The following is a 20830-nucleotide window of genomic DNA, read 5'->3' as shown; positions in this document are numbered from 1 at the left end:
ATCCCCAACCCATGACAGACCTCGCTCATATCCGCAATTTCTCCATCGTCGCGCATATCGACCATGGCAAATCCACCCTTGCTGACCGGCTCATCCAAGAGACCGGAACGGTCAAGGATCGCGACATGAAGGAACAGCTGCTCGACAGCATGGATATCGAGCGCGAGCGTGGCATCACCATCAAGGCCAACACGGTTCGCATCGACTATACCGCCGACAATGGCGAGGCATACGTGCTGAACCTGATCGACACCCCCGGCCACGTGGACTTTGCCTATGAGGTCAGCCGGTCGATGCGCGCGGTTGAGGGCTCTCTGCTGGTCGTGGACTCAACCCAAGGTGTCGAAGCGCAGACGCTGGCAAATGTCTATCAGGCCATCGACGCCGATCATGAGATCGTGCCGGTGCTGAACAAGATCGACCTGCCTGCGTCCGACTGTGATCGCGTGGCCGAACAGATCGAGGATGTGATCGGCATCGACGCGACCGACGCCATTCAGGTCAGCGCCAAGACGGGGCAGGGCATTCACGAGACGCTCGAGGCCATCGTGCAGCAGCTGCCCGCACCGCAGGGCAATCTGGACGCGCCGCTCAAGGCGATGCTGGTGGATTCATGGTACGACGCCTATCTCGGCGTCATCGTTCTGGTCCGCATCATGGACGGCACGCTGAAAAAGGGCATGCGGGTCAAGTTCATGTCGAACGGCACCCTGCACCATGTCGACCGCGTTGGTGTCTTCCGGCCTGAGATGGAGATGGTCGACAGCCTCGGCCCCGGTGAGATTGGCTTCCTGACCGCCTCGATCAAACAGGTCCGCGACACCCGCGTCGGCGACACCATCACCAATGACCGCAACGGCACCGAAGAGGCTCTGACAGGCTTCAAACCCGCGCAGCCGGTGGTGTTCTGTGGCCTTTTCCCAGTGGACAGTTCCGAATTCGAAGACCTGCGCGATGCGATCGACAAACTGGCCCTGAACGACGCCAGCTTCAGCTTTGAAATGGAAACCTCAGCCGCACTGGGCTTTGGCTTCCGCTGCGGTTTCCTCGGCCTTCTGCACCTAGAGGTCATCCGCGACCGCATCGAACGCGAATATGATATCGAGCTCATCACCACCGCGCCGTCGGTGATCTATCATGTCTACATGAAAGACGGCGAGATGATCGAGCTGCACAACCCCGCCGACATGCCCGATCCGTCGAAGGTCGACCATATCGAGGAACCGCGCATCAAGGCGACCATTCTGGTGCCGGATGAATACCTGGGCGACGTGCTGAAACTCTGCCAGGATCGCCGCGGCATCCAGCTGGACCTGACCTATGCGGGCACCCGCGCCATGGTCGTCTATGACCTGCCGCTGAACGAGGTCGTCTTTGACTTCTACGACCGCCTGAAATCGGTGACCAAGGGCTATGCCTCGTTCGACTACCAGATGACCGGCTATACCGAGGATAATCTGGTCAAGATGTCGGTGCTGGTGAATGACGAACCGGTCGATGCGCTGTCGACCATGGTTCACCGCGACCGGGCCGAGATGCGGGGCCGGGCGATGTGCGAAAAGCTCAAGGACCTGATCCCGCGCCACATGTTCAAAATCCCGATCCAGGCCGCCATCGGAGGCAAGGTCATCGCCCGCGAGACCCTCTCGGCGCTGCGCAAGGACGTGACCGCCAAATGCTACGGAGGCGACGCCACACGGAAACGCAAACTGCTGGACAAGCAGAAGGCGGGGAAAAAGAAGATGCGTCAGTTCGGGAAGGTGGATATCCCGCAGGAGGCGTTTATTAGCGCCTTAAAAATGGACAGCTAAAAGCTGGCCATTTTTTTGCTCATTCTTGCGTCAAAATTTAGAACTTGAAACAAGGATTAGTCGCTATTTTCAGTCGCGGATAAGGCTTGTTCGATTTCTTCAACCTTGGATGGATCAATTGGTATTGGACCGACCGTTTCTTCGAAGCGTTCAAGCGTTTTCGAAATCGTGAAAGCCAAGAGTTTTAGCGTTCGATGGGTCATGAACACTCCAACTTGTGGATATTGTTGGCCTTCGGGACCTTCAATCGAAAACACCATCTTGCAACTGTTATCGTTCAAGTTGAAGCCGACTACGTCTGCCGGGTGAAAGCGAATATCTGAGTTTTGATTTTCAGTGGACATAGCTTTGTTGTGCCTTGATTGAAGACTCTATTGTTGGGACCGTGATTTGGGTTGTCTTTGATCGAGTGTGATCTGAACTCAGATAAAGCATTTTGGAATGGCCTGCTGAAGTCGCAGTATTAATTCGAATCTTGTGATCGAATTTTAGCCTGTCATCTGCGAATGAAGGTATTCGCTTGTCAAGTTTATCTGTACGAACTTCCTCGACTAGGTCACTAAAGCTCACCAATTTGATGCTAATAGCTACGTCTAATGCTGAAGCGATACGTCGCAATGAACTAATCGACGCATTTGCACACGAGTTCTCTAAAACCGAAATACGCGCTTGTTTCATATCCGCAGCTTCAGCGAGCTGAGACTGTGTCCAACCTTTTTGGTTGCGCAACGCATTGATTTGCGCTGCAAGGCGGTTGCCAATTGCATTTTCGACATATCCATCTCTGTATGCTTTGGATCTAAGGCGTTTCCATATCGCCTTCATCCTGCCAGTAGTCTTTTGTTGATCCATAGCCGTTCTCAAGATGTTGCTTTCGTTGTTCTGCACTCTTCAGATCTCCCTTCGGTATCTTCCCGCCCTTTTCGATGGCGCCTACTAGAAGAATTATCCGTTTTTCTGCTTCTATCACGCAAAGCGGCCTGAGTTGCTTCTTTTGGCCCTTAACTTTGAGTTCGCGAACTGTAGAAGTTTTGTATTTTTTTACCCATTCAGGCGGCAATGCATTTTGAATTGCCTCGATGGCTTCCACTTTAGTATCTAAGGCTGCTCTGTCGCTGTCTGTTAACTTGTTTGATGCTGCCCATTCATCGAATGGACACTTGCCATTGGGCAGTACGTACTTCTCAACCCTCCAAGTTGTCATATTCGCCTGTATACTATGAGTTTTGTGTTCGGTTTTGAAGGGGTTATAATAATAAAGTGATAATGTAAAGCGCGCCATTGCAAGCTCGTGACAAATTTGTGCGCCTAAATTGTTGAAAACTTGGTTGATTTAACCGCTGAACCGCCAGGCCGCGCCGACCCGCCCCCATGGGGCGGCGCGTTTGCGCCTTCCCTCGGGCCGGCGCTGCCCTCAGTTCTTTTGATCGAGCGATCCAGTCGACGGGTGTAGATATACTGAAAAATATCAAAATGATACTTGCGACGGCGATCCAATCCGTTAACCTTTGTTAACGTTCTGATTTATGAGTAAAATGGGAGTTTCAAATGCGCTATTTCTTTCTGCTGGCAGTCATTACCACGCTTACCGCGACGACGGCTTTCGCTCATGGCGGCGGGTGTCGGAAAAATTCACCTCCGGGGCAATGCTGTCACGCTGGTTCAAAGCCTTATCACTGCCATTGAAACTGTAGGGCGGGCTTCAGCCCGCCATTCGCTCGACCAGATCCAATGCGCATGGGTCGGATGGTTTGGTGGGTTGGAAACCCACCCTACGTAGGATGGGTGTTTACACCCATCTCTTGAACACCGTGGGTGTCGGGGGTGGCGGGCTGAAGCCCGCCCTACGGGGCGCTCCGTCTGCTGCGCCATCTAACGCCAAACTAAACGCTTTATGAAGTTTCCCTTAGGTAAGTTGTAACCGGCGCACCTCCGCCCAATCTGTATGCCACAGCAAGGATGTTCGCTTTTGAACTCCAAAGGGTCGTTTTCAGGAGGAGATCCCCATGACCAGATACATGACTGCCGGAGCCGCCGCTCTGGCCACGTCCCTCGCCCTCGGAACCGCAGCACTGGCCGATACCACACCGGATCTGCGCGGCACGTGGGTCGGGTCCTACACGACCGTGCAGCCCAGCCATTATTACAAGGGCGATCAGCCCCGCTTTAATCAGGCCGAATGGATGCTCGACGTCCAGATGCAGGAAGACAATGTCTTCTGGGGGCCCAGCAAGTGGCGTCGGGATGGCGACACTGAATGGAATGAATACGAGGCCACCGGAACCATCAGCCTCGATGGGTCTGGCTCGATCGGCATCGTTGAAACATCCCCGCTGGTGATTGGCGCCAATGCGTTGATCGATGCGCGGTACGAGGACGGCAAGATCTTTGCCGATTTCCGTAGCCTGCGAAACGGAACGACCTACAGCACAGTTCTGGAACGTCAGGTGAACTGAAGCGTTTCCGGCCCGATCGGATGTTAAAGGGGGTTAATGCCGCTGAGATTTGTGACTGCGGCAGGAGTAGTAGGTACCCCGTTCAGGTCGGAGCGCTTCTCATAAACAACAGTCTCCACAGGGAGGCGACGGGCCGGGCGGCGATCTCGCCGCCCGCGACAGGGTCCAGACCCCCGCGTTTGAGAATGCGGCGTTCCTCGGCACGGGTCATCTGGATCTCGCGGACCTTCAGCGCGGCGTCGCGCGCGGTGAGGTAAGAACCGTCCGGCCCAGGTTCCATCCCCGGAATACCGCGCCCCTTCGACCACCACCCGCGCACCCCGCTGAGCGGGTGTTTGCGTCCGATGGTGTCATCATCCATTAACTCCCAAATCCGCTGCGCCTCGTTCATCGACACCAGTGCGGCGATCGGTTTGCCATAACGGGTCAGCACGATCACTTGTCGGGGGTCCTGGGACAAGGTGGCCAGTTCGCCCAAACGGGCGCGAGCTTGAGAAATGGTCAGGCGCATAGACGAATCTCCGGTTGTACGATTCGAAAGATTGGGGGCTTGAGTGTTGTACAACTCGGACAATACCCCCCTAATTCAGCGCACGGGACCTTCGCAGGTGCAGAAACCAAGCGAATTCTGGCCGGCGATCCTTATTTGACTTTTTCCATCCCCAAGCCCGCGCGATGACGCGAATTCTCGGGTTATCCACATGGCTCTCCCGGCGGATATCAACAGCTTATCCCCGTCTAATTTTTATGCTGCAGTGCTATTTTCTTGCCGGATCATGACGCTGATGTAACAGTCTGGTTACTGCTTCTGATCTTCGGAACTGGGGCGGGATGCAAGGGCCAAGGGGGCCACAGCAACGAAGGCGGATTTTAGGATTTGTTTGTAGTTGCAATGGCTTACCGGTGGTGGAGCAGGTGGTCTGGGCTTCGGTTCGGGTTAAATGCTCAGCCTCTCAGAAGGTCCGCGCGGACTGCGACGCGACATAGCGCGTGTGGCAGTGGCCAAAGTCCCTTCGGGGGCCGAGGCAACTGGACCGGGAAGCCCCTCGGGCGGAACGGACCGGCAAGGCGTCAGGAGTGTCCGCAAGGATGCATGCAAAGACCGCGTCTGAGCACCTGACGCCTTTTCCTTTTTGAGAACCCAAGGTTCATACAGGCTACCACGCACCACCCTCCGGACCAAAACGGGGTTCTTTCGCTTGCGCAAAAGAACCCCGTCAAAGTATCAGAAATGCAATGCCGCGTCTATGCACCTGTACCGGCACACTACTCGGGTTGAGTCGGTGTGGCAACTACATATTGCGGGTAAGCGTTGCCTGAACGCAACATCCCGTCACGATCAGATGTTTTCCTGCACGTCCTCGGCCGCGTTCTGGATGGCATCTCCGGCGTTTTCGATATCTTTGCCAGCGCCCTTTGCGGTTTCACAGGCGGTCAAGGTGAACAGGGCCAGGCCAATCAGAATTGCGCGGATCATCGGTTGCTCCATAAGTGCTTGTTTCGAATTGACTAGCAGCTTTCCCGGGCCATAGCTACAGGTTTTGCATGGCCGATTTCGAAGGGCTAAAAACTAGGCTCAGGTCGCATCCTGAGCGCAAAACAGTTCGTACACCACTTCCAGTATTCGGGCTGGTCGATCATCTGCCAGCCGGTAATATATCGCCTTGCCTTCGCGACGAGGAACAACCAGCCCCTCAAGTCTGAGCCGCGACAGTTGCTGAGAAACGGCGGCTTGGCGGGCCGATAGCAATTGTTCCAGTTCAGTAACGGATTTCTCGCCCGAGACGAGGTGACACAGGATCATCAAACGCCCTTCGTGGCTTATGGCTTTCAGAAAGTTCGACGCGCGCGTTGCGTTTTCAACCATCCGGTCAAGGTCGCCGGGTGACATATCCTCGGTCATTTGCGGAAAAGCCATGATCGTATTCCCTCGTTAGTGCCGCCGAATCCCGACGCCTGACCGGCGCCGCATCCGCAGCGAGAACTCTTGGTACAATTTCCAGGCATGTATTTCCATATGCATGGATCAAAATAGCGTGATGTAACCAGCACGTTTCCGCGCAATCCGTCAACCGACCTGTAGCGGCGTGTGCATTCGGGTCGTGCAGGTAGACGGAATTCGTGGGAACGTTCGGCCCCCCTTGCAGCCCCCCTGTGGCGGCACTAAGACTCGGGTAACTACTCCTCGGGTAATGTCCCGATCCATCGCAAAACAGGCAGGTTCCGAATGTTCGATCCAGTTGATACATATATGAACACACTCGTCCCCATGGTCGTCGAGCAGACCAGCCGGGGCGAGCGCGCATACGACATCTTCTCGCGCCTTCTGAAAGAGCGGATCATTTTCATCAACGGCCCCATCCATGACGGTATGAGCCATTTGGTGGTCGCTCAGCTGCTGCACCTTGAGGCGGAAAATCCGAACAAGGAAATCTCGATCTACATCAACTCTCCCGGTGGCGTGGTCACCAGTGGTTTGTCGATTTACGACACAATGCAGTATATCAAGCCGAAATGTTCCACATTGGTGATCGGTCAGGCGGCGTCGATGGGTTCGGTTCTGCTGGCCGGGGGCGAGAAGGGAATGCGCTTTTCGCTGCCTAACAGCCGGATCATGGTGCACCAGCCCAGCGGCGGTTATCAGGGCCAGGCGAGCGACATCATGATCCACGCGGCCGAGACGCAAAAGCTGAAAGATCGCCTGTATGACATCTATGTGCGCCATACCGGGCAGACCAAAAAGGCAGTTGAAAAGGCGCTGGATCGTGACAATTTCATGAGCCCGGAAGAGGCCAAGGATTGGGGCCATATCGACGAGATCGTCGAGAACCGCGCCAAGATGGATGGTGAAGAGGCCTAGGTTCAAATCCGCGCGCGTCCGGCGTGAGGGATGATTTTGAGATTGTAGCTGCCAGAACGCTGGCCTAAGCTGCAGGCATATACGGCAAGCGCGGTCCTTGAGAGGGGCCGCTGAGACGGAGCCCGAGGGGTAAAGCATGGCGACGAATTCAGGCGGTGACGGCAAGAACACGCTCTATTGCAGCTTTTGCGGCAAAAGCCAGCATGAGGTGCGTAAGCTGATCGCAGGCCCGACCGTGTTCATCTGCGATGAGTGTGTCGAGCTGTGCATGGATATCATTCGCGAGGAAACCAAGGCCAGCGGTCTGAAATCCTCGGACGGTGTGCCAACACCCAAGGATATCTGCGAAGTGCTGGATGACTATGTGATCGGTCAGGCCACCGCCAAGCGGGTGCTGTCGGTTGCGGTACATAACCACTATAAGCGTCTCAATCATGCCCAGAAAGCGGGCAGCGATATAGAACTGGCAAAATCCAACATCTTGCTGATTGGCCCCACCGGCTGCGGCAAAACCCTGCTGGCGCAAACGCTGGCGCGGATTCTTGACGTGCCGTTTACGATGGCGGACGCAACCACGCTTACCGAAGCCGGTTATGTGGGTGAAGATGTTGAAAACATCATCCTCAAACTGCTGCAGGCCAGCGAGTACAATGTCGAACGCGCACAGCGCGGCATCGTCTATATTGACGAGGTCGATAAGATCACCCGCAAGTCTGAAAACCCTTCGATCACCCGCGATGTATCGGGCGAGGGCGTTCAGCAGGCCCTGCTGAAACTGATGGAAGGCACCGTGGCCAGCGTTCCACCGCAGGGTGGGCGCAAACATCCGCAGCAGGAATTCCTGCAGGTGGATACCACCAACATCCTGTTCATCTGTGGTGGCGCATTCGCCGGACTAGACAAGATCATTGCACAGCGTGGCAAAGGCTCGGCCATGGGCTTTGGTGCCGACGTGCGTGACAATGACGAGCGCGGCGTGGGCGAGATCTTCAAGGATCTGGAACCCGAAGACCTGCTGAAATTTGGCCTGATCCCCGAATTCGTCGGCCGACTGCCGGTTCTGGCGACGCTGGAAGATCTGGACGAAGACGCTTTGGTCACCATCCTGACCAGCCCGAAGAACGCTCTGGTCAAGCAATACCAGCGGTTGTTTGAGTTGGAAGATGCGGAACTGGCCTTTACCGATGATGCGCTGAAGGCGATCGCCAAGAAAGCGATCGAGCGTAAAACCGGTGCACGTGGTCTGCGTTCTATCCTGGAAGACATCCTGCTGGATACAATGTTCGAACTGCCGGGCATGAAGAACGTGACCGAAGTTGTGGTCAACGAAGAGGCTGTGACGTCGGACTCTCAGCCTTTGATCATCTACGCAGACGCGGCGGAATCGGCTTCGGCGGGTTGAACCGCATAGATTAACACACACACGGCGCGGCAATGTCCGCGCCGTTTTCGTTTGAGGACACGATGACAGTAAGACGTATCTCTTCGGGTGGTGAGTTTGAAGCTAAGGTTGGCTATTGCCGCGCGGTTGTCGCGGGTGGTTGGGTTCATGTTGCGGGAACTGTTGGGCAAGGTGAAACGATCGTGGAGCAATGCCGCTCGGCGCTGTCTATCATCGAAAACGCGCTGGCCGAGGCGGGTGCTTCATTCTCTGATGTCGTGCGCATCACTTATATGCTGCCGGATCGAACCGAATTTGAACCTTGCTGGTCCATTCTGGCTGAAACCTTTGGTGCGAACCCTCCTGCAGCGACGATGATCGAATGCGGATTGATCGATCCGAAATACCGGATTGAAATTGAAGTCACCGCTATCCTGCCGGAATGACGCAGGTAGCGCTGGCAGTACTGGACCTTAGCGTGCCTTTGGTCCATATCTTCGGGGACAGAAATGCCGGAGGCAGCCGATGGGAATCCTGAACAGTCTTTTGCGGGCCGTGACCTGGTGGAACGGGGCCACCCTGAACACGCAATTCTACACTGCGCGCAAGGGGATCAAGGTCGGTGAGGACGACGAGGGCAACGTGTTCTATCGCAATGCCGACGACAGCAAGCGCTGGGTGATTTTCAATGGCGAAGCCGAGGCCAGCCGGATCGATCCCGATTGGCATGGCTGGCTGCACCGCACATGGGATGAACCGCCAACCGATAAACCTCTGGCGCACAAGTCCTGGGAAAAACCGCATCAGGAGAATCTGACCGGCACCGCGCTGGCCTATGCACCTGCCGGTTCTCTGCGTCGTGCCGATCCGGTTGAACGTAGCGATTACGAGGCGTGGAGCCCGGAATAAGCGAGGCCAGATGTCTAATCATACGAAGACCGAAGTTATCGTCGGCGGTGCCGTGCTGGCCTGCGCCATTGCGTTCGGTGTCTACGCCAGCCAATCCACAGGCCTGTCTCAATCCGGCGCAGGATACGAGCTGGGCGCGTCTTTCCGCTCGCTCGAAGGTGTGGGCGTTGGCACGGATGTACGCCTTGCCGGGGTCAAGATTGGGACGGTGACCGGCGTTACGCTAAACTCTGATACGTACCGCGCGGATACCCGATTTTCCGTGGCAGATGGTATTCTTATTCCAGACGATAGCGCCGCTGTGATTTCTTCCGAAGGCTTGCTGGGTGGCAACTTTGTTGAGGTTATGCCGGGCGGTTCCCCGTTCTATTTTGAGGCGGGTGATGAGATTACCGATACGCAAGGCGCGGTCAGCCTGATCTCGTTGCTGGTCAAATTCGTGGCCGGGGACGGAAGCGAATGATCCGCCCTGCACTGGTGGCTCTGATAGTCACCGCAACCGGAGCTGCTGCGCAGCAAAAGGTCGAATCCGGCCCTGGCGCAATGTTGCGCGGGTTGGACAAGGTCAGCGGGCAGACGGTGGACATCGAAATGCAGAACGGCGAGACCACGTCGGTCTTTGGTCTGGATGTCGCGCTGGGTGATTGTCGCTATCCAGCCGAAAACCCGACAGGTGACGCCTTTGCCTATCTGACCATCTGGGAGCAGGGTAAGGCGCAGCAGCTGTTTGATGGCTGGATGATTGCGACCTCACCCGCGCTGAACGCGTTGGATCACGCCCGCTACGATGTCTGGGTGATCCGTTGTATCACACCCTGAGGGGTCTGCTGCAGATCAGCGGTGAAATCTGCTTTCAGGTCAAGCGCTTGTTTCAATTCGCTATGATAAACCGCACGCGGGATCTCGATCGCGCCTAACGAGGCCAGATGCGCCGTCAGAAACTGCGTATCGAACAGTGTGAACCCGGTTTGGCGCAGTCGATCCACCAGATAGGCAAGTGCAATCTTCGATGCGTCCGTGCGACGCGAGAACATGCTTTCGCCAAAAAAGGCCGCGCCGAGGACTACGCCGTAAACGCCGCCAATCAGTGAAGCGCCGTCCCAGACTTCGAGTGAATGCGCGCGGCCGGTCCGGTGTAGTTCCTGATACAGACGGCGCAGTTCGGGATTGATCCAGGTATCCGATCGGTCGGCGCAGCCATCCACGACGCCCGCAAAATCGCGATTGATGCTTACCGAAAACCCACAGGTCCGGATACGCCGCGCTAGGCTGCGGGAGATGTGGAACCCATCCAGGGGGAACACGCCGCGAAACTTCGGGTCGACCCAGAACAACTCGGGGTCGTCGCGATGCTCAGCCATCGGAAAAATGCCGATGGAATAGCCATGGAGCAGAAGTTCAGGGGAAAGGCTCATGCCGGGTGCCTCGGGGCCGAAGGGGGTTTGTCCTTCGGCCCTTTGGTCAGATTAGGCCATGTTCTCCGCAAGCCAGTGCTCCAGCCAGTGGATGTTGTACTCGCCGCTGTGCAGGTCAGGTTCCTGCAGCAGGGCGTGGAACAGCGGCACGGTGGTGTCGATACCGTCGACGATCAACTCGCCCAAAGCACGTTCCAGACGGGCCAAAGCTTCAGCCCGGTCACGGCCCTGAACGATCAGTTTGGCGATCAACGAGTCGTAATACGGCGGGATCGAATAGCCGTCATAGAGCGCGGAATCCATCCGCACGCCCAGACCACCTGGCGCGTGATAGGCCGTAATCTTGCCCGGGCAGGGCGAGAAGTTCGGCAGTTTTTCCGCGTTGATGCGAACCTCGATGGCGTGGCCATTGATCTCGAGATCGTCCTGACCGAACGACATGTCCTCACCAGCGGCGACGCGGATTTGTTCGCGCACCAGATCGACGCCGAAGATGCCTTCGGTCACGGGGTGTTCCACTTGTAGACGCGTGTTCATTTCAATGAAGTAGAACTCGCCATTTTCATAAAGGAACTCGATGGTGCCCGCGCCGATATAGTTGATCTTGGCGACCGCGTCGGCGCAGATCTTACCGATCTTCGCACGTTCTTCCGGCGTGATACTGGGGCCGGGGGCTTCTTCGAACACCTTCTGGTGGCGACGCTGCAGCGAACAGTCGCGTTCGCCCAAATGCACTGCCTTTCCCTTGCCATCGCCGAAGACCTGAATCTCGATATGGCGGGGGGTGGTCAGATATTTCTCGATATAGACCTCATCATTGCCAAAGGCGGCCTTGCCCTCGGCGCGTGCGGTCATGAAGGCGCTTTCCATCTCATCGGCGTTTTGTGCCACCTTCATGCCGCGACCGCCGCCGCCGGCGGTGGCCTTGATGATCACGGGATAGCCGAATTCCTCGCCGATACGTTTGGCGTCGGCCAGCGTGGGAACGCCGCCGTCAGAACCCGGAACACAAGGGACACCCAGTTCCTTCATCGTGTCCTTGGCGGTGATCTTGTCACCCATGACACGAATATGGTCGGCGGTGGGTCCGATGAAGGTAATGCCGTGATCTTCGACGATCTGCACGAACTCGGCATTCTCGGACAGGAAGCCATAGCCGGGATGGATCGCCTGCGCGCCAGTGATTTCACAGGCCGAGATGATCGCGGGCACCGACAGATAGCTTTGCGGGCTGGGCGGGGGGCCGATGCAGACCGATTCGTCCGCCATGCGCACATGCATCGCATCGCTGTCGGCGGTGGAGTGCACGGCAACCGTCTTGATCCCCATCTCGCGCGCAGCACGGATCACACGCAGGGCGATCTCGCCTCGGTTGGCAATCAGGATTTTGTCGAACATGGGCCCGCCTTACTCAACGATGACCAGAGGCGTGCCGAATTCCACAGCATCACCATCGCCGACCAGAATGCGTTTGATGGTGCCCGACTTGGGTGCGTGGATGTGGTTCATTGTCTTCATGGCTTCGACAATCAATAGCGTGTCACCTTCCGAGACCGATGCACCGACCGAGATAAACGCAGGCGCGCCCGGTTCCGGTTGCATGTAAACCGTGCCTACCATGGGCGAGGTCACAGCGCCTGGATGGCTGGCGGGATCATCCACGGCAGCGGGCGCTTCGGCAGCGGCCGGCGCGGCAGCAGGTGCGGCAACCGGTGCAGCCGCAGGAACCGCAACCTGAACCGGAGCGGCCACGGTCTGCGACATGCGGCTGACACGGACATTCAGGCTGTCTTCCTCGCCATATTCGCGCTTGACCTGCAATTCGGTCAGGTCATTCTCGCGCAGCAGTTCGGCCAGTGCCTTGATAAACGCGACATCCGCTTCGTGTTTGGTATCTGTCATGAGTGTCCTCGAAGGTTCCCCTATGCCCGTCTGTTTGCTGCGGGCTTGGTTTGATTACGCAGGGTTATAAGCCATGCAGACGGCCATGAAAAGCGCCGTCTAAGCCTGCCAAATGGGGGTTTTTGCGCGAATTACGAGGGCTGTCGCGATTACAGCGGCGTTCCAGACAATTTTGCGACCAGTTCTGGTAGCTTGCGGGCTCCGTATTTTTCCAAAAGGCGGGCGCGATAGGCCTCGATCGTGCGGTAACTTAGCCCAAGTTCAACGCCAATTTCCTTCGCGGATAAACCCCGGCATGACAGGATGGCCACTTCGCGTTCGCGGGTTGTCAATTGCACCAAGGGGCGCTCTTCCGAGATGTCCGAAAAGCTCCATATCCCGTGCCGGAACGGATCGTCTGGCGTCAGCGAACGCCCCCGCGCGCGGCACCAGAACAGGTCACCGTCGCGTCGCCGCATCACCCGTTCGTCTGTGTAATAGCCTGTATCGCGCATCACCTGCAGACTACGCGCGCCGATCCGTTCCCAATCGGCGACCGAAGGATAAAGATGCAGCAGGGGCATGTTGCGATAGTCAACCTCATCCCCGCCAAAGGTCCGCGCAAATTGCAGATTGCACCGTCGGATGATCCGGTTCTCAAGCTCAACAAGGCCGATGGGGGCGTATTCAAAGGCGGGATCGCTCATGTTCTTATGGTGACGGGTATTGCGTCGAAAGAGAAGGGTGGGCGGCAGGAAAGGGTGGGTTTCTTTCTCTGGCCGTTGTCAAAGTTGTAAATCTTCTTTGAAAATTAGTCGGCAACAGATAATAATTACTTAGTTAATCTGAAAATGCAGCCGCAGTAGCCAAGGACATAAACGCCATGCGCGACACGCTGACCGGCAGCCGGATACGCGAAAGACGGCAAATCTCTGGGCTGCGACAGGCGGAACTGGCGCGGCAGGTGGGGATTTCGGCATCGTATCTGAACCTGATCGAGCACAACCGCCGCCGCATTGGGGGCAAACTGCTTGTCGATATCGCGGCGGCTTTGTCCGTCGAGCCGTCGCTGCTGACTCAAGGGATCGAAGAGACGCTCATCGCCGCTCTGCGCGAGGCCGCGGCGGATGCAGTCGGCCAAAAGGCCGAGGTGGACGGGCTGGAAGAATTCGCCGGCCGCTTTCCCGGTTGGTCGGGTGTTCTGGCGCAGATGCATCGCCGCGTAGTGTCGCTGGAGCGCACTGTCGAAGTTCTTTCCGACCGACTGACCCATGACCCGCATCTGGCGGCCTCAATGCACGAGGTGCTGTCGACCGCCGCCGCTATCCGCTCAACAGCTGCAATCTTGGCTGAACCGGGAGAGATCGAACCGGAATGGCGCGACCGTTTCCATCGCAACTTGCATCAGGATGCCGAACGACTGGCCGAAAGCTCAAAAGCGCTGGTGACCTATCTGGATGACAGTGACGGGCAGCGCGATCTGCGCGGTATCCCACTGGACGCGGTCGAGGCGTTTTTTGCCGAGCAAGGATATCATTTCCCGGAACTCGAAGCCGGTGGGCAATTGACCGAAGTGCCGCTGGATGGGCTCGATTCCGCTGCGGCCAACACTGTGGCCTCGGGGTTGCTGGACCTTTATGCCGCCGACGCGCGCGCTATGCCGCTGGATCAGGTGTGTGCCGCGCTGGATGCAGCAAACCCCGATCCGCTGGCGTTGGCGACGGTGTTTTCAGTGGATCTTGCTACGGTATTGCGACGGTTGGCCTTTCTGCCTGAAGGCACGCTGGCGCGTCCGGCTGGCTTGGTGATTTGCGACGCCTCCGGCAGCGTTCTGTTTTTTAAACCCGCGCCGGGGTTTGCTCTGCCGCGCCATGGCGAGGCCTGTCCGCTCTGGCCCTTGTTCACCGCCTTGAATCGGCCCTTGGTCCCGATCCGGAAACGGGTCGTTCAGCTTGGTCGAACCGCTGCCGAGTTTGAGTGTTTTGCAATCGCAGCCCCTCAGCCAGCTAAGGAATTCGGGGCCGAGCCGGTCTACCGATCGGTCATGCTGGTGCTGCCGGTCGAAGACACGGTGCAGCCTGCGGAAAACGCGGCGCAAGCCGGAGCCAGTTGTCGGATATGCCCGAAACGCGAATGCAGCGCGCGGCGCGAGCCATCGATCCTGAGCGAAGGGTTTTGACAGTTTCGTGACGCAGCGCTTAATCTGGGCTGGACGGGTGGCCGGACGTGCAATCCGTCATGGGGAGGATATGCAAATATGAGCCGCAAGGTTCTGTTGATCGAGGATGAGCCCAACATCACCGAGGCGATCCGGTTTCTGCTGACACGCGAGGGGTGGCAGGTTGAAACCCATGCCGAGGGAACGGATGCGGTGCAGGTGATTCTGTCCGCGCGGCCCAATCTGGTGATTCTGGATGTGATGTTGCCGGGAAAAAGCGGGATGGATGTACTGCGCGATCTGCGCGAACATGATGAAATGAAGGCGTTGCCGGTTTTGATGCTGACCGCGCGCGGGCAATCCCGCGATCGTGAAATGGCCGAGCAGGCAGGGGTCAGCCGATTCATGACCAAGCCGTTTTCGAATACCGAAGTCCTGACAGCGGTGCGCGACCTACATGCGCAGGCGTCTCAGTTATGAGCTCCGCGGGCGACGGCAAAGATCGGCCCTCGCCAGTTCGTCCGTCCCTGTTTCTGGAACGGCAAAGCTATCGTCGGCGCAGGCTGGCGGATGCAGCGCGGCTGCTGCCGTTTCTAGGTGCCGCAATGCTCGCGCTGCCGCTTCTATGGCCGGATGATAGCGCAGGCGCCGAGGCTCTGTCGCTATCGACGGCCATGTTCTACATCTTTGCGTGCTGGGGTGTTCTGATCCTGATCAGCGTGATCTTCGGCTTCGTCGCCAAACGCATGACCGCGCGCGAGACTGCCGAGCCCGAGGCCGAGACATGGCAACCCTGAATGTCCTGATTCTGGTCTGTCTGGGCTATGTGGTTCTTCTGTTCGGCGTCGCCTTCGCAGCGGACCGGCTTGCTGCGCGTGGCGGCGGGAAATGGTTGCGTTCCCCGCTGATCTACACCCTGTCACTGTCGATCTATTGCACTGCATGGACGTTTTATGGCGCGGTTGGCAACGCCGCGCGTTCTGGGCTTGAATTCGTAACCATCTATCTGGGTCCTACACTGGTGATGATCAGCTGGTGGTGGGGCCTGCGCAAACTCGTGCGCATCGGACGCAGCCAGCGCGTGACGTCGATCGCTGACCTGATCTCGTCACGATACGGCAAGTCCAACACACTGGCGGTGTGCGTGACCATTCTAGCCGTTCTGGGCGGCACACCTTATATCGCGCTGCAATTGCAGTCGATCACGCTGTCCTTTTCGATCTTTGCCGAGGCCGATCCCTCAGGTCTCTATCGCGAAGGCTCTAGCGTGTTCTGGGTCGCGGCGGGCTTGGCCGTCTTCGCGATCCTGTTCGGGACGCGCAATCTGGATGCCAATGAGCGCCACCACGGCGTTGTTACCGCTATTGCGTTGGAATCTGTGGTGAAACTCTTCGCCCTTCTGGCCGTTGGCATCTTTGTTGTCTGGGGCGTCGCTGGCGGCTTGGGGCCGATGATGGATCAGATCGATGCCTCGGAAATTGGCCAATGGCATGTGGATGCCGGGCGCTGGACCACTTTCATTTTCCTTTCGGCGGCGGCCTTTGTCTGCTTGCCGCGGATGTTTCAGGTCATGGTGGTCGAGAATGACGATGAGAGCCACCTGCGCACCGCCGCCTGGGCCTTTCCGCTCTACCTGCTGCTGATGAGCTTGTTTGTCGTGCCCATCGCCGTCGTTGGGTTGGACCTGATGCCCGAAGGCTCGAACCCCGACCTGTTTGTGCTGACCGTGCCGCTGTCGCAGGGCAATGACTGGTTGGCGATGCTGTCGTTCATCGGCGGGTTTTCCTCGGCCACATCAATGGTGATCGTTACCGCGATGGCGCTGTCAACCATGGTCTCGAACCATGTGGTCATGCCGATCTGGCTGAATACGCAGGAAGGCACCGCGTCGGTCTCTGGTGATGTGCGAACAGTCGTGCTGATGGCGCGGCGCGTCTCGATCGCGGCGATCATGGCGTTGGGCTATTTCTACTTCCAGCTTTCGGGGGGCGGGGCTGCCCTGACCTCGATCGGGCTGGTGGCCTTTGCCGGGATTTCCCAGATTCTGCCCGCACTGGTGGGCGGCCTGTTTTGGCGCGGCGCGACCCGAACTGGGGCGTTGGTCGGGCTCAGCGTCGGGTTCTTTCTCTGGATTTACACACTGCTGCTGCCTGGCATGGGTGGCGGCATTGTCCCGGCATCGGTGATTGAAAACGGACCCTTCGGCTGGGGCTGGCTGCGCCCGCAGGCGTTGTTTGGGATCGAAGGGATCGACCCGATGGTGCATACGGTCATGTGGTCGCTGTCGCTGAATACAATCGCCTTCTGCGTCGCCTCGATGCTCAGCTTCCCCAGCCCGCTGGAACGCCTTCAGGGTGCGCAATTCGTAAATGTATTTGACCATTCGGTTTCAGCCCGTGGCTGGACCGGTTCGGTGGCGCAAAGCGAAGACCTGATGATCATGACCCAGCGGATTCTGGGCACTATTCCCGCGCAAGAGTTCTTTCAAGCCGAAGCCGAGCGCCAGAATGGTCGCCCCGGACGACTGCCCGAGCCCACGCCGCAGTTTCTGGAACGGCTGGAACGTGAACTCAGCGGCTCGGTCGGGGCCGCAACCGCGCATGCGATGATCGGTCAGATCGTTGGCGGGGCGTCTGTGTCTGTCGAAGACCTGTTGGCCGTTGCCGACGAGTCCGCGCAGATGTTGGAATATTCCAGCCAGCTTGAGGCGAAATCGACTGAGCTCAGCCGCACAGCGCGGCAATTGCGCGAGGCGAATGCCAAGCTTACGCAAGTCTCGAAACAGAAAGACGCGTTTCTTAGCCAGGTCAGCCACGAATTGCGCACGCCCATGACCTCGATTCGGGCGTTTTCTGAAATTATGCGCGACACCGATGGCCTCAGCGCCGAGGAACAAATCCGTTATGCTGCGATCATACATGATGAATCGCTGCGTCTGACCCGGCTACTGGATGATCTGCTCGACCTTAGCGTGCTGGAAAGCGGCCAGGTTAGCCTGAACATGGGCGAAGCCACCCTAAGCGAAGTTCTGGACCGCGCCGTTTCAAGCGCGCTGGCGGGCAGTGATCGTAAGATTGGCGTACGGCGGGTGCGCGCAAGTGAACGTATCCCGCTGCACACGGATCTCGACCGGCTGGGGCAGGTGTTCATCAACCTGATTTCCAACGCCCAGAAATATTGCGACGCCATTGAACCGGTGCTGACCATCTCGGCCCATGATGTCGGCGGGCAAGTGGTAATCGATTTCATCGACAACGGTGGTGGTATCCCGGCCGAGGCGCAATCGATGGTATTCGAAAAATTTGCCCGCGTCGGCTCGGACAAGGCAGGCGGGGCAGGGTTGGGGCTGGCGATCTGCCGAGAGATTATGCAGCGCTTGGGCGGCGAAGTTGCCTATCTGCCGGGGCAGGGAGGGGCGGCCTTCCGCGTCAGCCTTCCGCTGGCTTTTCGTCAGGCCGCGCAATGAGGGCGTCATAAAGACATTCGTAACCTCCGCCGGGTTAGACAAATTGTCATCGCATCGACAAACGGCGGAACGGGGCCATGACCACATCAGCACTGGCACGAAAGCTTTCAGCGGGGCAATGCGGTGCCGACACGCCCCGCTCGGTCCTGCGCGCCTTGCGGCTGGGGTTGGCACGCGCCTCCGGCGAAAGCATGGGGCTGGCGCTGTCGGTCATCGGGGCAAAGCAGGCCGTACGTGCGCAGGAAGATATAGCCGACCGGCTGAATGAGGGGTGGTTGATGCTGCTGTTTACCTCGGATCAGGGCGGCCTGGCTGCAGCCTGTCTGGACCCGGGTTGCGTCTCTGCCATCGTCCAGCAGCAAACGATTGCCATGGTCACCTCTGACCCACCACCCGAGCGTGCGTTTACCGACACCGACGCTGCCATGGTCGCCCCTCTGATCGAGGATATGCTGAGCAGGGCGCTTAAACTGGTTGAGTCCCCGGCAGACATGGCCAGCCTGTCCGGGTATGAGTTCACCTCACGCGCCGAAGGTCGGCGCGCACTGAACCTGGCGCTGGTGGATGAGGTCTATCGCATGTTTGATCTGACGGTCGAACTTGCCGGTGGTCCGCGTCAGGGCGAGGTCAGTATCCTGCTGCCCGAACGCCCGCTCTCGGATCAGGAACAGGTTGCGGATATCACCCAATCGGGGGTGAATCTGGATCAGGCATCCGGGGTAATTCGGGCTGAGCTGAACACCGTGATCTGCCGCCTGTCTTTGCCGCTGACAGCGCTTTCGGGAATGTCCGTCGGGGATGTCCTGTCGCTGCAGGGCGCGCGGGTGGATCGGGTTGAAGTTCTGTCAATCGATCGTGCCCGAACCGCCATCGGACGTCTGGGACAGTGCGGCGGAATGCGTGCGGTACGGATCAACGAACAAGGCCCTCCTACTGCGTTGCCCGCCAAGGACTGCGCCGGATTTCTGGCCAGCAAATCAAGCTCGACGCCCTCGGCCCCGGATGACGAGATGTCGTCCCCGCTTGATGACGATATTGTAGCGCATGATCTGACGACCGAGGATTCCCTCCTGGAACCCGACGACTTGTTGCCTGCCAGTTCCGAACAGCGTGTCACGGAAATCTCGCACCTCGCCGGTCTGCCAGCGCCCGAAGGCAATGGCCGCGACTAGGAGGCTTATCCGCGCCCTCGCAGCTGTTCCAATGCCGGGCGCAACCCGTCGAGCGCATAGCCTGCTTTTCCGGTCGCATCGAGGATTTCATCCGTGCTTAGCCGATCGCACTGTCCCAGCGCCCAGACCACCGAACATCGTGTGCCAGAGGCGCAATAGGCCAGAACCGGCCCGCTGCAGCTTTCGGCCAGATCGCGTTGCAGCGCCACGTTTTCCGGTGTCATCGTCTGGTGTGTCAACTCCAGAACCTCATATTCCATCCCGGCCTCGCGAACGGCTTGACCGATGGCGTCTGACTGCTGATCCGGCGGAACTTCGGTATTGGGACGGTTGCAGATCACCTTGACGAAACCGGCCTCGGCAATGGCTGGCACGTCCTCCACCGAGATCTGAGGTGAGACGGCGTAGCGGGGGGTTATCGGTCGAATCTCCATGGCAATTGCTTAGGCTGCGTCGGCGATCCTGTCCAGTTGCGCACCCAGCTTTGGTGCCGCAAACATGCCTGCGATCATCGCAATCAGGAACACAATCCCGCCAACGCCCCCATATCCAAGCGAGGCCATCGCCGGGCCCGGGCACAAACCCGCCAATCCCCAACCGACGCCGAACAGGACCGACCCGACGATCAGACGGCGATCCAGTTCAACACGGGGCGGGGCGGGGAACTGTCCGCCCACAACAGGGACCCTGTTCCGTGTCAATCGCCACGCCACCAGCATCGGCAGGATCGCCCCGCCCATGACAAAGGCGAGCGTCGGGTCCCAATTGCCGAACACATCCAGCCACCCCTGCACCTTGGTGGTGTCGGTCATGCCTGAGATCAAAAGCCCGATGCCGAACAGCGATCCGGCGAGAAAAGCAAACACTGCGCGCATTAGATCACCCCCAAAGCATGGCGAAACAGCGCAACCGTCAGGCCACCTGCAAGAATGTAGAACACCGTTGCGACGATCCCGCGCAACGAGAAGCGAGAAATCCCACAAACGCCGTGACCCGAAGTGCAGCCATTGGCGATCCGTGTCCCAGCCCCCACCAGCAGCCCAGCAAGGATCACGATCGCCAGATCCGGGGTCAAATGGGTCTCGGCCTGCGGCGCAATCAATGGGCGCAGCAATAAGGGCATCCCGATCAAACCCGCGACGAAAGCCAGGCGTTCAGTCATTACGCTCCGGTCGCTGCGTTCCAGCAGCCCGCCCAATATGCCGCTCGCCCCCATGATCCGCCCATTACACAGCAGATAAACGCTGGCACCTAGCCCGATCAGCAGACCACCAGCCAGACCCGAAATCCATTCGATATTCATTGTCTCATCTGCCCTCGT

General features: G+C 58.2%; 26 protein-coding genes. 13 read left to right on the top strand and 13 right to left on the bottom strand.

Translation table 11 applies throughout. The annotated features are described in order from the left end of the window. Positions 1-11 precede the first annotated feature (11 nt). A complete protein-coding gene (gene lepA / locus ACR0EN_RS12430; protein WP_170799904.1) occupies positions 12-1811 on the top strand; it encodes a translation elongation factor 4 in 1800 nt (599 codons plus the stop codon). A gap of 56 nt (positions 1812-1867) precedes the next feature. On the opposite strand, the gene ACR0EN_RS12425 is transcribed toward lepA, so the two are convergent. The 3 genes from ACR0EN_RS12425 to ACR0EN_RS12415 are packed head-to-tail and all read right to left on the bottom strand — an operon-like array spanning position 1868 to position 3093. After that, a complete protein-coding gene (locus ACR0EN_RS12425; protein WP_480586993.1) occupies positions 1868-2155 on the bottom strand; it encodes a hypothetical protein in 288 nt (95 codons plus the stop codon). After that, positions 2145-2663 (bottom strand): helix-turn-helix domain-containing protein, encoded by a 519-nt coding sequence (locus ACR0EN_RS12420; protein WP_480586990.1) that lies wholly within the window; start codon positions 2661-2663, stop codon positions 2145-2147. The genes ACR0EN_RS12425 and ACR0EN_RS12420 overlap by 11 nt, the downstream gene beginning before the upstream one ends. Further along, a complete protein-coding gene (locus ACR0EN_RS12415) occupies positions 2611-3093 on the bottom strand; it encodes a type II toxin-antitoxin system RelE/ParE family toxin (protein WP_480586987.1) in 483 nt (160 codons plus the stop codon). Before ACR0EN_RS12415 ends, ACR0EN_RS12420 begins: the two co-directional genes overlap by 53 nt. A 724-nt stretch (positions 3094-3817) precedes the next feature. Between ACR0EN_RS12415 and ACR0EN_RS12410 the strand changes: the two genes are divergently transcribed. After that, a complete protein-coding gene (locus ACR0EN_RS12410) occupies positions 3818-4267 on the top strand; it encodes a hypothetical protein (RefSeq protein WP_170466098.1) in 450 nt (149 codons plus the stop codon). 82 nt (positions 4268-4349) lie between these two features. Here ACR0EN_RS12410 and ACR0EN_RS12405 read toward each other — a convergent pair whose 3' ends face one another. From ACR0EN_RS12405 to ACR0EN_RS12395, 3 genes are all read right to left on the bottom strand, one after another. Then, a complete protein-coding gene (locus tag ACR0EN_RS12405; protein ID WP_480586984.1) occupies positions 4350-4727 on the bottom strand; it encodes a hypothetical protein in 378 nt (125 codons plus the stop codon). An 879-nt stretch (positions 4728-5606) separates the two neighbouring features. Further along, on the bottom strand, positions 5607-5744 hold the full coding sequence (locus ACR0EN_RS12400; protein WP_010443271.1) for an entericidin A/B family lipoprotein: 138 nt from the start codon (positions 5742-5744) through the stop codon (positions 5607-5609). A 99-nt stretch (positions 5745-5843) separates the two neighbouring features. Then, complete coding sequence (locus ACR0EN_RS12395) at positions 5844-6185, bottom strand: ArsR/SmtB family transcription factor (RefSeq protein WP_170397190.1); 342 nt, start codon at positions 6183-6185, stop codon at positions 5844-5846. A gap of 309 nt (positions 6186-6494) precedes the next feature. Here ACR0EN_RS12395 and ACR0EN_RS12390 point away from each other — a divergent pair, with 309 nt between their 5' ends. The 6 genes from ACR0EN_RS12390 (at position 6495) to ACR0EN_RS12365 (ending at position 10236) form a co-directional block, all read left to right on the top strand. Continuing rightward, entirely contained in the window at positions 6495-7127 is a 633-nt protein-coding gene (locus ACR0EN_RS12390) for an ATP-dependent Clp protease proteolytic subunit (RefSeq protein WP_170564807.1), read from the top strand. A 136-nt stretch (positions 7128-7263) separates the two neighbouring features. Beyond that, on the top strand, positions 7264-8529 hold the full coding sequence (gene clpX, locus ACR0EN_RS12385) for an ATP-dependent Clp protease ATP-binding subunit ClpX (protein WP_170397188.1): 1266 nt from the start codon (positions 7264-7266) through the stop codon (positions 8527-8529). Positions 8530-8591: 62 nt separating this feature from the next. After that, positions 8592-8954, top strand: a complete 363-nt coding sequence (locus ACR0EN_RS12380) for a RidA family protein (protein ID WP_480586981.1) — start codon at positions 8592-8594, stop codon at positions 8952-8954. 79 nt (positions 8955-9033) lie between these two features. Next, positions 9034-9417 (top strand): NADH:ubiquinone oxidoreductase subunit NDUFA12, encoded by a 384-nt coding sequence (locus ACR0EN_RS12375; protein WP_010443266.1) that lies wholly within the window; start codon positions 9034-9036, stop codon positions 9415-9417. A 10-nt stretch (positions 9418-9427) separates the two neighbouring features. Then, the gene (mlaD, locus tag ACR0EN_RS12370) at positions 9428-9880 is read left to right on the top strand and encodes an outer membrane lipid asymmetry maintenance protein MlaD (protein WP_170466091.1); all 453 of its coding nucleotides are present in this window, start codon (positions 9428-9430) and stop codon (positions 9878-9880) included. Continuing rightward, positions 9877-10236 (top strand): DUF2155 domain-containing protein, encoded by a 360-nt coding sequence (locus tag ACR0EN_RS12365; RefSeq protein ID WP_170424191.1) that lies wholly within the window; start codon positions 9877-9879, stop codon positions 10234-10236. The genes mlaD and ACR0EN_RS12365 overlap by 4 nt, the downstream gene beginning before the upstream one ends. On the opposite strand, the gene aat is transcribed toward ACR0EN_RS12365, so the two are convergent. The 4 genes from aat to ACR0EN_RS12345 form a co-directional block, all read right to left on the bottom strand. Then, a complete protein-coding gene (aat, locus tag ACR0EN_RS12360) occupies positions 10200-10832 on the bottom strand; it encodes a leucyl/phenylalanyl-tRNA--protein transferase (protein WP_170663837.1) in 633 nt (210 codons plus the stop codon). The two genes, ACR0EN_RS12365 and aat, sit on opposite strands and share 37 nt — an antisense overlap. A 51-nt stretch (positions 10833-10883) precedes the next feature. Then, positions 10884-12230: an acetyl-CoA carboxylase biotin carboxylase subunit gene (gene accC, locus ACR0EN_RS12355; protein WP_170466082.1), complete on the bottom strand. Its 1347-nt coding sequence runs from the start codon at positions 12228-12230 to the stop codon at positions 10884-10886. A 9-nt stretch (positions 12231-12239) separates the two neighbouring features. Next, positions 12240-12734, bottom strand: a complete 495-nt coding sequence (gene accB, locus ACR0EN_RS12350) for an acetyl-CoA carboxylase biotin carboxyl carrier protein (protein WP_170397178.1) — start codon at positions 12732-12734, stop codon at positions 12240-12242. Positions 12735-12883: 149 nt separating this feature from the next. Next, positions 12884-13420 (bottom strand): helix-turn-helix domain-containing protein, encoded by a 537-nt coding sequence (locus tag ACR0EN_RS12345; protein WP_170397176.1) that lies wholly within the window; start codon positions 13418-13420, stop codon positions 12884-12886. A 176-nt stretch (positions 13421-13596) separates the two neighbouring features. On the opposite strand from ACR0EN_RS12345, the gene ACR0EN_RS12340 reads away from it, so the two are divergent. From ACR0EN_RS12340 to ACR0EN_RS12320, 5 genes are all read left to right on the top strand, one after another. Beyond that, a complete protein-coding gene (locus ACR0EN_RS12340; RefSeq protein WP_480586977.1) occupies positions 13597-14892 on the top strand; it encodes a helix-turn-helix domain-containing protein in 1296 nt (431 codons plus the stop codon). A 78-nt stretch (positions 14893-14970) separates the two neighbouring features. Next, entirely contained in the window at positions 14971-15351 is a 381-nt protein-coding gene (locus tag ACR0EN_RS12335) for a response regulator (RefSeq protein ID WP_170511295.1), read from the top strand. After that, on the top strand, positions 15348-15668 hold the full coding sequence (locus tag ACR0EN_RS12330) for a hypothetical protein (RefSeq protein ID WP_170397170.1): 321 nt from the start codon (positions 15348-15350) through the stop codon (positions 15666-15668). The genes ACR0EN_RS12335 and ACR0EN_RS12330 overlap by 4 nt, the downstream gene beginning before the upstream one ends. Further along, positions 15656-18337, top strand: coding sequence for an ATP-binding protein (locus ACR0EN_RS12325; RefSeq protein WP_170397168.1), 2682 nt, complete (start codon positions 15656-15658; stop codon positions 18335-18337). The genes ACR0EN_RS12330 and ACR0EN_RS12325 overlap by 13 nt, the downstream gene beginning before the upstream one ends. A gap of 77 nt (positions 18338-18414) precedes the next feature. Beyond that, the gene (locus tag ACR0EN_RS12320) at positions 18415-19509 is read left to right on the top strand and encodes a FliM/FliN family flagellar motor C-terminal domain-containing protein (protein WP_480586974.1); all 1095 of its coding nucleotides are present in this window, start codon (positions 18415-18417) and stop codon (positions 19507-19509) included. Positions 19510-19514: 5 nt separating this feature from the next. Here ACR0EN_RS12320 and ACR0EN_RS12315 read toward each other — a convergent pair whose 3' ends face one another. From ACR0EN_RS12315 to ACR0EN_RS12305, 3 genes are read right to left on the bottom strand one after another with little or no spacing between them, the layout of a single operon-like run. After that, complete coding sequence (locus ACR0EN_RS12315) at positions 19515-19943, bottom strand: protein tyrosine phosphatase family protein (RefSeq protein ID WP_170397163.1); 429 nt, start codon at positions 19941-19943, stop codon at positions 19515-19517. A gap of 9 nt (positions 19944-19952) precedes the next feature. Then, positions 19953-20384: a DUF6691 family protein gene (locus ACR0EN_RS12310; RefSeq protein WP_170424184.1), complete on the bottom strand. Its 432-nt coding sequence runs from the start codon at positions 20382-20384 to the stop codon at positions 19953-19955. Further along, positions 20384-20812 (bottom strand): YeeE/YedE family protein, encoded by a 429-nt coding sequence (locus ACR0EN_RS12305; protein ID WP_170397160.1) that lies wholly within the window; start codon positions 20810-20812, stop codon positions 20384-20386. The genes ACR0EN_RS12310 and ACR0EN_RS12305 overlap by 1 nt, the downstream gene beginning before the upstream one ends. Positions 20813-20830 lie beyond the last annotated feature (18 nt).

It is taken from the genome of Ruegeria sp. AB7 (assembly GCF_056542625.1).
The sequence above is the reverse complement of the archived record's forward strand: the minus strand, read 5'-3'. Positions and strand labels throughout refer to the sequence as shown.

Bases quoted from the DNA above. Each gene is read 5' to 3' on its own strand.
- lepA (WP_170799904.1), top strand. From the start codon at position 12: ATGACAGACCTCGCTCATATCCGCAATTTCTCCATCGTCGCGCATATC.
- ACR0EN_RS12425 (WP_480586993.1), bottom strand. From the start codon at position 2,155: ATGTCCACTGAAAATCAAAACTCAGATATTCGCTTTCACCCGGCAGAC.
- ACR0EN_RS12420 (WP_480586990.1), bottom strand. From the start codon at position 2,663: ATGGATCAACAAAAGACTACTGGCAGGATGAAGGCGATATGGAAACGC.
- ACR0EN_RS12415 (WP_480586987.1), bottom strand. From the start codon at position 3,093: ATGGCGCGCTTTACATTATCACTTTATTATTATAACCCCTTCAAAACC.
- ACR0EN_RS12410 (WP_170466098.1), top strand. From the start codon at position 3,818: ATGACCAGATACATGACTGCCGGAGCCGCCGCTCTGGCCACGTCCCTC.
- ACR0EN_RS12400 (WP_010443271.1), bottom strand. From the start codon at position 5,744: ATGATCCGCGCAATTCTGATTGGCCTGGCCCTGTTCACCTTGACCGCC.
- ACR0EN_RS12395 (WP_170397190.1), bottom strand. From the start codon at position 6,185: ATGGCTTTTCCGCAAATGACCGAGGATATGTCACCCGGCGACCTTGAC.
- ACR0EN_RS12390 (WP_170564807.1), top strand. From the start codon at position 6,495: ATGTTCGATCCAGTTGATACATATATGAACACACTCGTCCCCATGGTC.
- clpX (WP_170397188.1), top strand. From the start codon at position 7,264: ATGGCGACGAATTCAGGCGGTGACGGCAAGAACACGCTCTATTGCAGC.
- ACR0EN_RS12380 (WP_480586981.1), top strand. From the start codon at position 8,592: ATGACAGTAAGACGTATCTCTTCGGGTGGTGAGTTTGAAGCTAAGGTT.
- ACR0EN_RS12375 (WP_010443266.1), top strand. From the start codon at position 9,034: ATGGGAATCCTGAACAGTCTTTTGCGGGCCGTGACCTGGTGGAACGGG.
- mlaD (WP_170466091.1), top strand. From the start codon at position 9,428: ATGTCTAATCATACGAAGACCGAAGTTATCGTCGGCGGTGCCGTGCTG.
- ACR0EN_RS12365 (WP_170424191.1), top strand. From the start codon at position 9,877: ATGATCCGCCCTGCACTGGTGGCTCTGATAGTCACCGCAACCGGAGCT.
- aat (WP_170663837.1), bottom strand. From the start codon at position 10,832: ATGAGCCTTTCCCCTGAACTTCTGCTCCATGGCTATTCCATCGGCATT.
- accC (WP_170466082.1), bottom strand. From the start codon at position 12,230: ATGTTCGACAAAATCCTGATTGCCAACCGAGGCGAGATCGCCCTGCGT.
- accB (WP_170397178.1), bottom strand. From the start codon at position 12,734: ATGACAGATACCAAACACGAAGCGGATGTCGCGTTTATCAAGGCACTG.
- ACR0EN_RS12345 (WP_170397176.1), bottom strand. From the start codon at position 13,420: ATGAGCGATCCCGCCTTTGAATACGCCCCCATCGGCCTTGTTGAGCTT.
- ACR0EN_RS12340 (WP_480586977.1), top strand. From the start codon at position 13,597: ATGCGCGACACGCTGACCGGCAGCCGGATACGCGAAAGACGGCAAATC.
- ACR0EN_RS12335 (WP_170511295.1), top strand. From the start codon at position 14,971: ATGAGCCGCAAGGTTCTGTTGATCGAGGATGAGCCCAACATCACCGAG.
- ACR0EN_RS12330 (WP_170397170.1), top strand. From the start codon at position 15,348: ATGAGCTCCGCGGGCGACGGCAAAGATCGGCCCTCGCCAGTTCGTCCG.
- ACR0EN_RS12325 (WP_170397168.1), top strand. From the start codon at position 15,656: ATGGCAACCCTGAATGTCCTGATTCTGGTCTGTCTGGGCTATGTGGTT.
- ACR0EN_RS12320 (WP_480586974.1), top strand. From the start codon at position 18,415: ATGACCACATCAGCACTGGCACGAAAGCTTTCAGCGGGGCAATGCGGT.
- ACR0EN_RS12315 (WP_170397163.1), bottom strand. From the start codon at position 19,943: ATGGAGATTCGACCGATAACCCCCCGCTACGCCGTCTCACCTCAGATC.
- ACR0EN_RS12310 (WP_170424184.1), bottom strand. From the start codon at position 20,384: ATGCGCGCAGTGTTTGCTTTTCTCGCCGGATCGCTGTTCGGCATCGGG.
- ACR0EN_RS12305 (WP_170397160.1), bottom strand. From the start codon at position 20,812: ATGAATATCGAATGGATTTCGGGTCTGGCTGGTGGTCTGCTGATCGGG.